This is a genomic window from Streptomyces sp. NPDC023838, assembly GCF_040639555.1.
In the GTDB taxonomy this organism is placed as follows: Bacteria; Actinomycetota; Actinomycetes; order Streptomycetales; family Streptomycetaceae; genus Streptomyces.
Genome location: NZ_JBFAAD010000020.1, coordinates 21,979 through 35,840, shown reverse-complemented (window position 1 = coordinate 35,840; position 13,862 = coordinate 21,979). Strand labels below are relative to the sequence as shown.

Sequence of the window (13,862 nt, the reverse complement as noted above, 5' to 3'; positions counted from 1 at the left end):
TAAGCTGGGCGGTATGACTGATCTTCCGGGCAAGCCGACCTCGGCGTCCCGTACCACCCTGAGCCACATCATGACCGCCCATGACACGAACCTGCTGGGCACGGTGCACGGTGGCGTGATCATGAAGCTGGTGGACGACGCGGCGGGGGCGGTCGCCGGACGGCACTCCGGGGGCCCGGCGGTCACGGCTTCCATGGACGAGATGGCGTTCTTGATGCCGGTCAGGGTCGGGGACCTGGTCCATGTGAAGGCCCAGGTCAACTGGACCGGCCGGTCCTCGATGGAGGTCGGCGTGCGGGTCCTGGCCGAGCGCTGGAACGAGTCCACCCCGGCCCAGCAGGTCGGCTCCGCGTACCTGGTCTTCGCGGCGGTCGACGCGGACGGCAAGCCGCGGACGGTGCCGCCGGTGCTGCCGGAGACGGAGCGGGACGAGCGGCGCTACCAGGAGGCCCAGATCCGCCGCACCCACCGCCTGGCCCGCCGCCGGGCGATCCTGGAGCTCCGCGAGAAGCGAGCCTCCGAGGGGCTGGACGACTAGCCGGCCGCCGCTTGCGGGTGTGTCGTCCCCGGCCGCGCCCCGCAGCCCTGAAGCCCTACGGGCACACCGCCTCGTCCCCCCGTACCGTCTCGAACTCGCCCGCCCCCGCCGCCTCCGCCCGTACCGGCCGCACCGCCTTGAAGTCCGTGCCCGCCGTCACCTTCATCGTGGGGCCGAGGCCCTTGACCGGGCGGAGCTCCGCGCCGGGCAGGGCCGCCGCCAGGGACCGCGCCGAGCGGTCCCAGCGCGGGTCGTACTCGACGAGCGTGTGCGGCAGGTCGCGGGTGCCGCCCGCCATGGGCGTCCCCGTCGTCCTGAAGCCCGTGGCGCGCAGCGCGTCGTCGACTCGGCGGCCCAGCCCGTCCGTACGGGTGCCGTTGTAGACCTGCACCCGGATCCGGTCCGGCGCCACCTCGACCATCGCGCCGGGCGCGTGGCCCTTGCCGTCCTGCTGCCCGCTCACCCCGCTCCGCGCCAGCGGCCGGTCCTCGCGCAGCTCGGAGAAGAGCTTCCTCGACTTCGCCGCGTCCCACTTCACCGTCGAGCCGATCCCCTTCACGGGAAAGCTCATCTGCCCGATCGGCACGGTCGCGAACTCCGACGACGCGGGAGAGAAGCCCCGCATCGTCTTCCCGAGCGAGAGGATCTCCTCCGCCCCGAACCCCTGGTCCGCGCGGACCGACGACAGCAGCGTCGAGGCGACCTCGCGAAAGCGCACCGGGTTCATCAGCACGCCGGACCCGGTCGCCGTGTGGATCAGCGCCGCCATGAACTTCTGCTGGCGCTGCATCCGGCCCAGGTCCGCCGACCCGTCGGTGTGCCGGGAGCGTACGTACTGGAGCGCCTGCCCGCCGTCGAGCTGGTGCGTGCCCGCCGGGAGGTCGAGCCCGGTGTACGAGTCCGTCATCGGCCGGGCCGTGCAGATCTGCACCCCGCCGAGCACGTCCACCGTCTTCATGAAGCTGGTGAAGTCGACCTCCAGATAGTGGTCCATCTTGAGGCCGGTCATGTGCTCCACCGTGCGCACCGTCAGCGCGGGCCCGCCCTCCGCGTACGCCGCGTTGATCTTCACGGGGTGCTGGTTGTGGTGCTCGCCGGTGTTCTGGTCGGTGTGCTCGGGGGCCTCCGCCCAGCTGTCGCGCGGGATGCTCACCACGCTCGCCCGGTTCCGGTCCGCCGAGATGTGCACGATCATCATCGTGTCGGTGCAGTGGCAGGGCGCCCCGCCCAGGCGGTACTTCTGCTTCTCCTCGGGCGTGACCGTGTCCCGGCCGTCCGTGCCGACCAGCAGGATGTTGGTGCCGTGCCCCGCCTGCGGCCGGTTCTTCATGTCCTTGAACGGGTCCACCCGCCCGATCCCGCCGTCCAGACTGGTCACCACGGCATGGCCGACCCCGCCCGCGCCGAGCACGAGGACCGAGAAGGTCGTCGCCATCCGCATGCCCCAGCGGGGCCGCTCGTCCTGCTGTCTGCTGCGGGGCCGGTCGGTACGGGGGGAACGGGAGCGGGGCGGCGTGGGCACGGGGACCTCCGCGGGCGAAAGGGGGACAGGTGGCACGGTAGGCCCATACGATCTGCGACAACCGGCGCCGCCCCGGCCGCGCGCAACGCTGTCCCCCGTTCGCGGTAACGTGAACCACGATGAACGCCACGCACCCCGCTGTCTCCGTGATCATGCCGGTCCTCAATGAGGAGCGGCATCTGCGCAACTCGGTCCGCCACATCCTGGAACAGGAGTACGACGGCGAGATGGAGGTGGTGATCGCGCTCGGCCCGTCCACGGACCGCACCGACGAGATCGCCGCCGAGCTGGTACGGGAAGACCCCCGCGTCCACACCGTCCCCAATCCCACCGGGCGCACGCCGGCGGCCCTGAACGCGGCCATCAAGGCCTCCCGTCACCCGATCGTGGTCCGGGTCGACGGCCACGGCATGCTCTCCCCGAACTACATCGCCACCGCCGTCCGCCTCCTGGAGGAGACCGGCGCGCAGAACGTCGGCGGCATCATGCACGCCGAGGGCGAGAACGCCTGGGAGGACGCGGTCGCGGCCGCCATGACGTCGAAGATCGGCGTCGGCAACGCGGCCTTCCACACCGGCGGCGCGGCGGGCCCGGCCGAGACGGTGTACCTGGGCGTCTTCCGGCGCGAGGCCCTGGAGCAACAGGGCGGCTACAACGAGGAGTTCATCCGCGCCCAGGACTGGGAGCTGAACTTCCGCATCCGCGAGGCCGGGGGCCTGATCTGGTTCTCGCCCGAGCTGAAGGTCCAGTACCGCCCGCGCCCGAGCGTGCGCGCCCTGGCCAAGCAGTACAAGGACTACGGCCGCTGGCGCCACGTCGTCGCCCGCTACCACGAGGGCTCCCTCAACCTGCGCTACCTCGCCCCGCCGACCGCCGTCTGCGCGATCGCGGCGGGCGTCGTGGTGGGCGCGGTGCTCACCCCGGTGGGCTTCGTGATCCCGGCCGGCTACCTCGCCGCGATCGCGGCGGGCTCGCTCCCGGCGGGCAAGGGGCTGCCGCTCAAGGCCCGCCTCCAGATCCCGGTGGCGCTCGCCACGATGCACATGTCGTGGGGCTACGGCTTCCTGACCAGCCCGAAGGCGCTCGCCAAGAAGGTCATCGCGAGCCGCCGCCCGGCGGTCAAGGTCTGACCTCGCGTACGTAATACGTACGAAAGGGGGCGCCCGGTGCTTCACAGCACCGGGCGCCCCCTTTCGCGTACGCGGAACCCGCGCCTACCAGCGGTAGGGCCAGTACACGTCCATGCAGTCCGACTTGCTGGCGCCGTTCACGTTCTCCGTGTCCTTCAGCGGGTCGCTGTTCTCGGCGGCCTGCTTCGGGTACGTGGCGCCGGTGCGCCAGTCGGCGCCGACGGTGAGGGTCAGCGTGGAGACGTCGGCGGAGACCTTCACCGCGCTGGAGGGCAGCTCCATCGCCGTGGCCACCGACATCGCGTCGGCCTTGCCCTGCGCGCCCGCGCTCTTGGGGTACGTGAGCGTGGTGACCGAGGACGAGCCGCGGGTGTCGGAGGCCTTCGCCTTGTAGAAGCCCTTGTTCTTCAGGGTGTCGGAGACCGTGGACGCCCGCTTCTGGGTGGGCGCCGCGCCGTTGACGCCGGTGCCGTTGACGACGCTGAGCGCGAGCGAGCCGGCCGGGGTGGGCGCCGGGCCCTTGTTCTCCGGCTTGGCCGGGCCGTCGTCCTTCTTGTCGAGCGGCTTGTCCTCGCGCAGCATCGACCACAGCGCGTCGGCCGCGCCGGGCTTCGGAAGGGCGTGGTCCCTGTTCTTGTAGTCCTCGATCCGCGGCATGGTCAGCATGTTGATGCGTTCCGTGGGAACGCTCTTGAGCTCCATGGCGAGGTCGTAGAGCTTCTTGACCGTGCCGAGCTCGCGGGAGACCTGGAGCGACTTGGTGGCGGTCTCGGCGAGGCCCATGATCCGGCCGGTGTCGGTGAACGCGTTCTGCTTCTTCAGCTGGCGGATCACCGAGTTGAGGTACATGTGCTGGGCCTTGGCCCGGCCGAAGTCGCTCTCGAAGGCGTGCCGGGTGCGCAGCCACTGGAGCGCCTGCTCGCCCTTGACCGGGTGCGTGCCGGCGGTCAGCCGCAGGTGCGAGCCGCCGGGCACCTTGGGCTTGGGCCCGTCGTACACGTTCTGCTTGACGCACACGTCGGCGCCGCCGACCGCGTCCGCCATCGCCACCACGCCCGAGAAGTCGACCATCATCCAGTGGTCGATGTAGACGCCGGTGAGCTTCTCCCAGGTGTCCAGGACACAGCCCGCGCCGCCCCGGCCCAGCGCCTCGTTGATGAGGGTGTTGGTGGCCGGCATGGTCTTCTTGGTCTTCGGGTCCACACACGACGGGATGTCGACGCGGGTGTCGCGCGGAATGGAGACCACCGAGGCGCTCTTGCGGTCCGCTGAGACGTGCATCAGCATCTGCACATCGGCCCGCGGCGGGTCGCCCGCGGTGTCCCTGGCGCCGCCGAGCTTGACGTTCTCGTCGCCCGCGCGGCTGTCGGAGCCGATCAGCAGGACGTTGAGCGGGGTCTGGCCGTCGGCGTTGGCCGCGGACTTCTTGGCGTTGGAGCCGCCCGCGCTGCGGTCACCCTTGCGGATGTTGCCGTTGAGGTGCTGGTAGTACAGGTATCCGGCGCCGGCCGTGCCGAGTATGAGCAGGGCGAGCGTCGAGGCGACCCAGCGCAGTATGCGTCTTTTGCCCTTCTTCTTCACCCGTTTGCGCGGACCGCCGCGCCGGTGGCCGCTGCCGTCGGCGGCCGTCTCCTTCTCGGGTGCGCCCTTGCCGTCGCCCGGCCCGTCGCCGGACGAGCGCGGGGCGGGCGGCTTGCCGTCGCCCGCCTCCTCGCCGTAGAGCGACTCGTCCCAGCCGAGCTGATCGGCGTTTTGGACGCGCCGCGGCCGCGTTCCCTCCCCGCGCACGCTGTTCTGCCCCACCCCAATACCCCCTGTCTCAGGTGGTCTCCGCAGCCCGCGAGGGCCGGAAACCTGTTGTCACTTGGCACACGTCAGTCGCGTACGCATCAGTTGCGTACGGGTGTCACTTGGCGCACACCGACTTGTCCGCTTCGACCTTCTGGATGCCCTCGGGCGCCTTGGCCGGAGCGGCGATCGGAATTCCGGCGCCCTTGAAGTCCGCGCCGAGGGTGAGCACCATCGGCGTCCTGCCCACCGCGTCCTGGGTCCCGGGCTTCAGCGCGGTCGCGGGCAAGCCCATCAGATCGGCGAGTTTACGTGCCTGGTCCGCCTGGTTGGGCGCGTAGGCCAGCGTGGTGGCCGTCAGCTTCGCCGGGGCGTTGCCGCCGTTGTCCGACTTCAGCACGCCCTTGGTGTTCTGCAGCCACAGCAGCGTCTGGGAGGCGGAGCCCGCCACCGCGCCGCCGTTGAGTACCTGGACGCGCACGGCGGACGCCTGGGCGCGGGCGCCCTTGAGCAGCGCCGCCTGGGCGTCCTTGGCCTCGCTCTCCTTCTTCTTCACCTCGGTGAAGGACACGTCCGAGCGCATCATGCTGAACACCTGCGGCGCCTTGACCGGGTCGACGACGACGGTCTTGTGCACCTTGCCGTCCGCCGGATTGTCGATGACCGGAACGGTCGTGAAGGTGACGTTCTTCAGATCGACCTTGCTGAGGTCCTGCGCGAGGCTGGTCAGCTTCTTGATCGACCCTATCCCCGAGTCGACCGTGAGCGCCTTGGTCGCCGCGTTCGCGAGCCCGTACATCTTGGTCGGGCTGCTCAGCGTCGAGTCGGACTTCATCTGCCGCATCATCGAACTGAGGAACTGCTGCTGCTGCTTGATCCGGTCCAGGTCGCTCTCGTTGCCGAAGCTGTGCCGGGTCCGTACGAACGCCAGGGCCTGCTCGCCCTTGATCTTGGAGACGCCGGCCGGGAGCTTGAGGTGCGACTTGGGGTCGTTCACCGGCTTGGCCAGGCACACCTTGACGCCGCCGACGGCCGTCGACAGCTCCTTGACCGCGTTGAAGTCGGCCATCATGAAGTGGTCGACGCTCAGCCCGGTGAGCTCCTTGACCGTACGCATGGTGCAGCCCGGGTCGCGGCCCTCCTGGCCCAGGCTGGTGTTGAAGCGCACGTTCGTCTCGGACCGCACCGTCTTGGTGGTGCCGTCCTTCTGCTTGGTCGGGCACTCGGGGATGTTGGTGACCAGGTCGCGCGGGATGGACAGCGCGGTCGCGTTCGTCCGGTCCTTGGAGACGTGGAAGAGGATGTTGGTGTCGGCGTGGCCCTCGCTGCCCTTGTCGCCGTACCCCTCGTTGCCCTTGCCGGTGCGCTTGTCCGTACCGATGATCAGGATGTTGACCGGTCCGTCGGAGGTGGCGTGCTTGCTGCCCGCGTCACCGACGTCCACGGTGTTCAGGTTGTTGTTGAAGTGCTGGTAGAGCAGGTACGCGCCGGTCGAGCCGGCGACGAGGATGAACCCCATCACCCCGCCCGTCCACAGCAGCACCTTCTTCTTGCGGGACGCCTTGGGCTTGCGCTTGCGCCGGCCGGCGGCTGCCTGGGGGCCGTCCTGGGTGTTGCCCGAGCGGCGGTTGTCGCGCTGGCCGGGGACGTCACGACGGGAGGCGTCACGACGGGACGGGCCGCCTCTGCCGGGGGCCGTGGTTCTGCGCGGGGGAGTACCTGCCGACGGCGACGACTGCGGTCCGGAAGGACTCAGTCGCAATTCGTAATTGCCCGTCTGCGGGTTGAGCACCCACTGGTCTGCCGGGTCGACTTCTTCCGCCCGCCCACGGCTCTGCGCATCCACGGTTGCCTTAGTCCTCCGTCGGTGCCACGCGAGTCACTTCCCCCAAAGCGCTCAGTCATTCGATCCTGCAGTGCGCGGCCACGGTGGCCACAAGCACGGGTCGCGTCACACTATCTGTCCAGTTGAGCGAAGAGCGACGGCCGTGACAAATTCCACGCCCCTTACAACCGGGCAATCCGCCCAATCCGCATCCCCGCCTCTTCTCCGTTGGCACACGCTTTACCCGCACATGCCCACGGCGGCATTCGAACCCGAGTACGTCGGTGCCGGGCTCGGCGAAACCGGATCATCGGGCTTGTCGTCCGACGACGAGCCGTCCGACCCCTCCGGACTCCCCGTCCGCGCATTCCCGTCCCCCTTGTCCTTCTCCACGCCTCCGGTCGGCGCCACCTGGAGCGGCCGGTCATCCCTCAGCTGCTGGAACAGCAGCCGCGCGGCCGGCTGGACCAGCTCGTCGCGGTTCGTGTCGTACACGTACGGCTTGCGGGGCACGGTGAGGAACTGCACCTTCTCGGTCGGGATTCCACGCATCCCGCGCACCAGGTCGTACAGATCCTTCAGGGAATTCAGCCCCGGGTCGGTGGTGAGCGACTTCGTCATCGCGTCGAGCACCGGATAGAGCCGGGTCGGATTGAGCAGCACGCCATTGCTCTGCACCTTGCGCACCAGCGAGCCGAGGAACTGCTGCTGGCGGTCCATGCGCTCGGTGTCGCTGCCGTCACCGAAGCCGTGCCGGGCACGGACGAATCCCAGCGCCTGCTCGCCGTGGAGCGTCTGGCGGCCCGCCGGGAGCTTCAGATGCGCCTGCCGGTCGTCCACCGGCTCCTTGAGACAGACCTCGACGCCGTCGACCGCGTCCACCATGTCCTTGAAGCCGCTGAAGTCGACGACCATGTGGTGATCGACCCGGATTCCGGTGAGCTTCTCCACCGTACGGATGGTGCAAGCGGCGCCGCCGACCTCGAACGCCTCGTTGAACTGCCTGAATTGGGCCCTGGTGCGGGCGCCGTCCTGCTTGAGGCAGTCCGGGACGTCCGCCATCAGGTCGCGCGGCAGCGAGACGGCGGTGGCGGACTTCCGGTCCGCCGCGAGGTGCAGCAGGATCGTGGTGTCCGAGCGCTGGCTCCCGCCGTCGTCGCGGCCGTACGCGCTGTTGCTGCCCGAGCGCGAGTCCGAGCCGATGAGCAGCAGGTTCTGCGCGTTGCCCGCGCCGGGCGGGGGGCGCTCCTTGTCGTAGCGCTCCAGCTCGGCGGCGGCCGTGGTGTCCGTGCGGATGTTGTTGTCGAGCTTCTTGTAGAACCACCAGCCGGTACCGGCGGCGGCGAGCACGAGGCAGGAGACCCCGAGGGCGGTCCAACGCACCCAATGGCGACGGCGGTTGCCCTGGCCCTCACCGGGCGTGTCGTCCGGAGTCGGGGTCTCCTCCGGCGTCGGTGTGTCGTTCGGCGCCTCGCTGGGCGCTTCGTCCGGGGCCGGTGTCTCGTCCGCGGCCGGTGTGCCGTTCGGCGCCTCGCCGGGCGTGTCGTCCGGGACCGGTGTGTCGCCGGGGGCCGGTGTGTCGTCCGGGACCGGTGTGTCGTCCGGTGTCGGCGTGTCCGGTCGTGGCTCGTCCCCGGCCCGGTGGTCGGGCTCGGGGGGCGGGCTGTCGGTCACGTCGGCGTCCATCCTTCACGGGTCGGCGGCGGGCGGAAAGCCGCCCGGGCACCCCGGTAGACGGTCGTCGCGCGCGCTTGGTTGTGTGGCGTACCGCCGATCATCCACCGGAGTTGGCGCCGGGACCCAAGGGACTCGGCCCGCTGTGGGCCACAAGGGTGGCGTCGGGGCGATGGTCACACCGCCCGGTGCGTGACCCGTTCGCTCTCGATCCGCTTCTCCAGCCCGCCGTCGGCCAGTTGGCCGAGGTTGCGGCAGAGGACCACCGAGCCGCCCGAGGCCAGCGGCGCGTACAGGCCGCGCGCCAGCCCCTCCCAGCTGTCGTACGGGAGCGCCGACAGCAGCCGCGAGCCGGGCTCCAGGCCCAGGGCCGCCGCGTCGGCGCGGGCGCGCTCCACGAGCCCGGCCGCGGTCAGCTCGGCGCCGTCCACGGCGAGCGCGGGCCCGGCCGGGTCGACCGGGGCGTACGGCGCGAACCGGTCGCCCTGGCCGGGCACCTCGACCGCGTAGTCCTGGAACCCGGCGGGCGGCTGCGGGAAGCGGCCGCCGAGCGGGCGCAGCGCGAGCGCCACCCGCTCGCCGGAGCAGGCGCGGGCCGCGTCCAGCGCGTCCGGCCCCGCCACCACGAGGTCCGCGCCCGCCGGGTCGCCGCCGACCTCGGCGACCACGCCGACGGAGTGGCAGGCGAGCAGCCAGACGGCGCTCTGCCAGTGCGCGGGCAGCAGCAGCGCGAGCCGGTCGCCGGGCGCGGCGCCGAGGTCGCCCTGGAGCAGATTGGCGGTCTTGGCCACCCAATTGGCGAAGGTGGCCACCGAGAGTTCCACGCGTTCGCCGGTGGCGTCGTCGTAGAAGGTGACGAGGGGGCGGGCCGGGTCCGCGGCGAGCGCGGATCGCAGCAGGTCGGCGGGGGTGCGGTCGCTGGCGTTCACGCGGCAAGCGTACGGGTGGGGGCGCGCGGCGCGCCCGGGGGAGAGCGCCGTCCGCGTACACCGGTTCGGCCGACGGCCCGTCAGTTCCGGGGCGGTTCTGGGATGGACAGACTTATACGCGTATGTCCATGATCGTCAGCATGCGTGCACTCCTTGCATCCTCGATCTCGGTCGCGTGCGCCACCGCACTCGCCCTGCCGCTCGCCGTGGCGAGCCCGGCGTCCGCTTCGCCGTCCACGTCCGCGCCCGCGCCCGCGTCCACTTCCTCGTCGTCCTCGTCTGCTGCCGCTTCCACCGAACTGGCCGGGTCGACCCAGTCGCTGCCGCTCGCGCCGCTGGGGGCGACCGACCGGACGCTGGGCGCGGCCCGCGCCCAGGGGCTGCCGGAGCGGAACACGGAACCGTTCTCCCTGCTCGGCGTGGTCTGGGACGACGCGAGGGCCGAACTCCGCGGCACGGTCCAGGTCCGCACCCGGGCCGTCGGCTCCCGTACCTGGTCCGGTTGGCAGGACGTCGACACCCACAACCAGGAGCACGCCCCCGACCCCGGCACCCGCGAAGCCGAAGGCGCGCGCATCCACGGCGCCACCGCCCCGCTGTGGGTGGGCCATTCGGACGGCGTCCAGGTGCGCGTACGGCCGGACATGGCCGGGACCGGCCGGTCGACGCCGGACGCGCTGCCCCGGGGCCTGCACATCGACCTGGTCGACCCGGGCGAGGACCCGGACGGAACGGGGGCGGCGGACGAGGCGGAGCAGGAGGGGGCAGAGCAGGAGGGGGCAGAGCCGGCTCAGGACCGGGCCCTGTCGCCCGGGGCGCGCGGCGCCGCCGCGGCCCGCCCGTACATCGGCCCGCGCCCGCGCATCATCACGCGCCACGGCTGGGGCGCCGACGAGAACCTGCGCGAGGGCGGTTACGTGTACACCGACCAGGTCAAGGCCGCCTTCGTGCACCACACGGCGTCCGGCAACAACTACCGCTGCTCACAGGCGCCCTCCATCCTGCGCGGCATCTACCGCTACCACGTCCTCAGCAGCGGCTGGCGCGACATCGGCTACAACTTCGCCGTCGACAAGTGCGGCAACATCTACGAAGGCCGCGCGGGAGGTGTGGCCAAGCCCGTCCTGGGGGCGCACACGCTCGGTTTCAACACCAACTCCATGGGCGTCGCGGTCATCGGAACGTACAGCTCCGCCAACCCGTCCGCCGCCGCCCTCGACGCGCTCGCCCGGCTGACGGCCTGGAAGCTCGGCCTGTACGGGGTGAATCCGAAGGGCACCACGCATCTCACGTCCGGCGGCGGGAATCTCTACCGCAAGGGGCGAAGCGTCAGGCTCAACGTCATCTCCGGACACCGCGACGGCTTCGCCACCGACTGCCCGGGGGCGCGCCTCTACAAGAAGCTCGGCAAGGCCCGGTCGTCCTCGGCCCGGCTCCAGGGCCGGCGCTGACCCGGCCGGGGGCGTACGGACCGGGCGCGACCCGTCTGCATAAACTGGCCGGCCATAGTTGAACCAGCGATTCCGCCCGGCCCCAGCAGGAAGCAGAGACGACAGGTGACTGAAGCGATCCTCCTGGTCGGCGGCAAGGGCACGCGGCTGCGCCCGCTCACGGTGCACACGCCCAAGCCGATGATCCCGGCGGCGGGCGTCCCGTTCCTCACCCACCAGCTGGCCCGGGCGCGGGCGGCGGGCGTGGAGCACATCGTGCTGGCGACGTCCTATCTGGCCGAGGTCTTCGAACCGTACTTCGGCGACGGCTCGGAGCTCGGGCTGCGCCTGGAGTACGTGACGGAGGTGGAGCCGCTGGGCACCGGCGGCGCGATCAGGAACGTGGCGTCGCGGCTGGACTCGGGGCCGGACGACCCGGTGCTCATCTTCAACGGCGACATCCTGACGGGCCTGGACATCGAGGCCCTGGTCACCACGCACTCCGTCTCCGGGGCGGACGTCTCCCTGCACCTGACGCGGGTGGCGGACCCCAGGGCGTTCGGCCTGGTCCCGACGGACTCCGAGGGCCGGGTCGAGGCCTTCCTGGAGAAGCCGCAGACCCCGGAGGAGATCGTCACCGACCAGATCAACGCGGGGGCGTACGTGTTCCGACGCTCGGTGATCGACGAGATCCCGGCGGGCCGCCCGGTATCGGTGGAACGAGAGACCTTCCCGGGCCTCCTGTCGGCGGGGGCCCACCTCCAGGGCATGGTGGACTCCACGTACTGGCTGGACCTGGGCACCCCGCAGGCCTTCGTCCGGGGCTCGGCCGACCTGGTCCTGGGCCGGGCCCCGTCCCCGGCGGTGCCGGGCCGCTGCGGCGACCGCCTCGTCCTGCCCGGCGCCAGTGTGGCCCCGGACGCCAAGCTCACCGGCGGGACGGTGGTCGGGGAGCGCGCGGTGATCGGCGCGGGCGCCCGCATCACCGGCAGCACGGTCCTGGCGGACGCGGTGGTCGAGCCGGGCGCGGTGATCACGGATTCCCTGATCGGCGCGGGCGCGGTGGTCGGGGCGCGCTGTGTGCTGGACGGCGCGGTGATCGGCGACGGCGCGCGGGTGGGCCCGGACAACGAGCTCCGCGAGGGGATACGGGTGTGGTGCGACGCGACCATCCCGCCCGCAGCCCTCCGCTTCACCCCGGACGAGTAACCCCCGCAGGCGCCCTCCCGGGGAAGCTACGCCCGGGGGCCCCTCCGGGGCCCGCGACCGCCACACCTGCCCCCCGGGGCTCCGCCCAGGGCCCCTCCGCGGGGCCTGCGGCCCCTACTCCTGCCCCCGGGGCTCCGCCCCGGGCCCCTGTTTGTCTGCGGGTTGTGTGTGGCCGGTCACGCAGTTCCCCGTGCCCCTGGGGGGTTGGGGCTGAGCCTGCCCGGTGCGGCAGACACCCACGGGGGTTGAGGGGCCACGTGCGGCTTCGCCGCGCGGGTGCGTCCGGCTCCGGGTTGCCGGGGGCGTGGGGCTGTGACGTATGTGGCTTCGGTGCGCGGGTGCGTCCGGCCCGAGTTGCCTAGGGGGCGCGGGGCTGTGGCGTATGCGGCTTCGCCGCGCGGGCGTGTCCGGCCCCAGTTGCCTAGTCGCCTCAGGGGCGCGGGGAACTGCGCGACCGGCCGAAGCGGACCTGCACTCGACGACCGGCCAGGTTTTCAGGGGTGCGGGGCTGTGACGTATGTGGCTTCGCCGCGCGGGTGCGTGCAGCCCCGGTTGCCTAAGGGGCGCGGGGAACTGCGCGACGAGCCCCCACCGGCCTGCAGGTGAACGGGGGCGCCGGGGCGTAGCCCCGCGGTGGGGTCTGGGGGCGGAGCCCCCAGCAGGCGGACCCCGGCCCCCACCCGGCCGCCCGCCCAGGCCACGCGGCGGAGCCGCGCATGTCGCGGCAGGGAAGGGGCGGGGTGGGGAAAAGGACCAGTAGTCTCGAAGGCGTGGCCGGCCGCTTCAACCCCCGTACCCCCACCCGCACCACCGTGCGCGGCGGCCACGTCCCCCTACCCACCCCCGTCCAGCCCACCCGCGCGGTGACGGCGAAGGCGACGGCGAAGGCGACGGCGAAGGCGACCCGCCACTACACACCCCCCGGCCCCCTGGACCTCGCCCTGGTCCTGGGCCCCCTGCGAAGGGGCCCCGCCGACCCCACCTTCCGCACCACCCCCGACGGCTCGGCCTGGCGCACCTCCCGCACCCCCGACGGCCCCGGCACCCTCCGCGTGGCGATGCGCGCCGGCCGGGCGGAGGCCGAGGCGTGGGGCCCGGGCGCCGAGTGGCTGCTCGGGCACCTCCCGGCGCTCCTCGGGGACGCGGACGCCCCGGAGGAGTTCGCCCCCCGCCACCGACTCCTCGCCGAGTCCGCCCGCCTCCGCCCCGGCCTGCGCCTGACCCGGACCGGTCTGGTCCTGGAGTCGCTGATCCCCTCGATCCTGGAGCAGAAGGTCACCACGGACGAGGCGTACCGCGCCTGGCGGCTGCTGGTGAGCAAGTACGGCGAGCCCGCCCCGGGCCCGGCCCCCGCCCGTATGTACGTCATGCCCGACCCCAGGACCTGGGCCCTGATCCCGTCCTGGGAGTGGCACCGCGCCGGCGTGGACGCCAAGCGCTCCTCGACGATCCTGCGCGCGGTACGCGTGGCCCGCCGCCTGGAGGAGGCCGCCGCGCTCACCCCGGAGGCGGCCGCGGCCCGGCTCCACCTCGTCCCCGGCATCGGCCCCTGGACCAGCGCCGAGACGCTGCAGCGCGCGATGGGCGCCCCCGACCTGGTCAGCGTCGGGGACTTCCATCTGCCGGGCATCGTCGGGTACGCCCTGGCCGGCGACCGTACCGCCGACGACGCCGCGATGCTGGAGCTCCTCGCCCCGTACGCCGGTCAGCGCCACCGCGCCGCCCGGCTGATCCTGCTCAGCGGCCGCACCCCGCCCCGCCGCGCGCCCCGGCTGTCCCCGCGCGACATCGCGCCGCTCTAGCCGAGCGGCGGATCC

At 72.2% G+C, this 13,862-nt stretch carries 10 protein-coding genes; 5 read left to right on the top strand and 5 right to left on the bottom strand.

Annotation, left to right across the window (positions count from 1 at the left end; translation table 11 throughout):
* Positions 1-13 precede the first annotated feature (13 nt).
* The gene (locus AB0G17_RS23550; RefSeq protein WP_361386108.1) at positions 14-538 is read left to right on the top strand and encodes an acyl-CoA thioesterase; all 525 of its coding nucleotides are present in this window, start codon (positions 14-16) and stop codon (positions 536-538) included.
* A 55-nt stretch (positions 539-593) separates the two neighbouring features.
* On the opposite strand, the gene AB0G17_RS23545 is transcribed toward AB0G17_RS23550, so the two are convergent.
* Positions 594-1,979, bottom strand: a complete 1,386-nt coding sequence (locus tag AB0G17_RS23545) for an LCP family protein (protein WP_361386314.1) — start codon at positions 1,977-1,979, stop codon at positions 594-596.
* A 200-nt stretch (positions 1,980-2,179) separates the two neighbouring features.
* Here AB0G17_RS23545 and AB0G17_RS23540 point away from each other — a divergent pair, with 200 nt between their 5' ends.
* The gene (locus AB0G17_RS23540) at positions 2,180-3,190 is read left to right on the top strand and encodes a glycosyltransferase family 2 protein (RefSeq protein ID WP_361386105.1); all 1,011 of its coding nucleotides are present in this window, start codon (positions 2,180-2,182) and stop codon (positions 3,188-3,190) included.
* Positions 3,191-3,274: 84 nt separating this feature from the next.
* On the opposite strand, the gene AB0G17_RS23535 is transcribed toward AB0G17_RS23540, so the two are convergent.
* The 4 genes from AB0G17_RS23535 to AB0G17_RS23520 form a co-directional block, all read right to left on the bottom strand.
* The gene (locus AB0G17_RS23535) at positions 3,275-4,993 is read right to left on the bottom strand and encodes an LCP family protein (protein ID WP_361386103.1); all 1,719 of its coding nucleotides are present in this window, start codon (positions 4,991-4,993) and stop codon (positions 3,275-3,277) included.
* A 103-nt stretch (positions 4,994-5,096) separates the two neighbouring features.
* A complete protein-coding gene (locus tag AB0G17_RS23530; protein WP_361386101.1) occupies positions 5,097-6,824 on the bottom strand; it encodes an LCP family protein in 1,728 nt (575 codons plus the stop codon).
* Between the two features lie 219 nt (positions 6,825-7,043).
* Positions 7,044-8,489 (bottom strand): LCP family protein, encoded by a 1,446-nt coding sequence (locus AB0G17_RS23525; protein WP_361386098.1) that lies wholly within the window; start codon positions 8,487-8,489, stop codon positions 7,044-7,046.
* Between the two features lie 164 nt (positions 8,490-8,653).
* Positions 8,654-9,406, bottom strand: coding sequence for a TIGR03089 family protein (locus AB0G17_RS23520; RefSeq protein WP_361386095.1), 753 nt, complete (start codon positions 9,404-9,406; stop codon positions 8,654-8,656).
* 140 nt (positions 9,407-9,546) lie between these two features.
* Between AB0G17_RS23520 and AB0G17_RS23515 the strand changes: the two genes are divergently transcribed.
* From AB0G17_RS23515 to AB0G17_RS23505, 3 genes are all read left to right on the top strand, one after another.
* Positions 9,547-10,857, top strand: coding sequence for a peptidoglycan recognition protein (locus tag AB0G17_RS23515; RefSeq protein ID WP_361386092.1), 1,311 nt, complete (start codon positions 9,547-9,549; stop codon positions 10,855-10,857).
* 105 nt (positions 10,858-10,962) lie between these two features.
* The gene (locus tag AB0G17_RS23510) at positions 10,963-12,045 is read left to right on the top strand and encodes an NDP-sugar synthase (protein WP_361386089.1); all 1,083 of its coding nucleotides are present in this window, start codon (positions 10,963-10,965) and stop codon (positions 12,043-12,045) included.
* A gap of 770 nt (positions 12,046-12,815) precedes the next feature.
* A complete protein-coding gene (locus tag AB0G17_RS23505; RefSeq protein ID WP_361386086.1) occupies positions 12,816-13,847 on the top strand; it encodes a DNA-3-methyladenine glycosylase 2 family protein in 1,032 nt (343 codons plus the stop codon).
* The last annotated feature ends 15 nt before the right edge of the window (positions 13,848-13,862 follow it).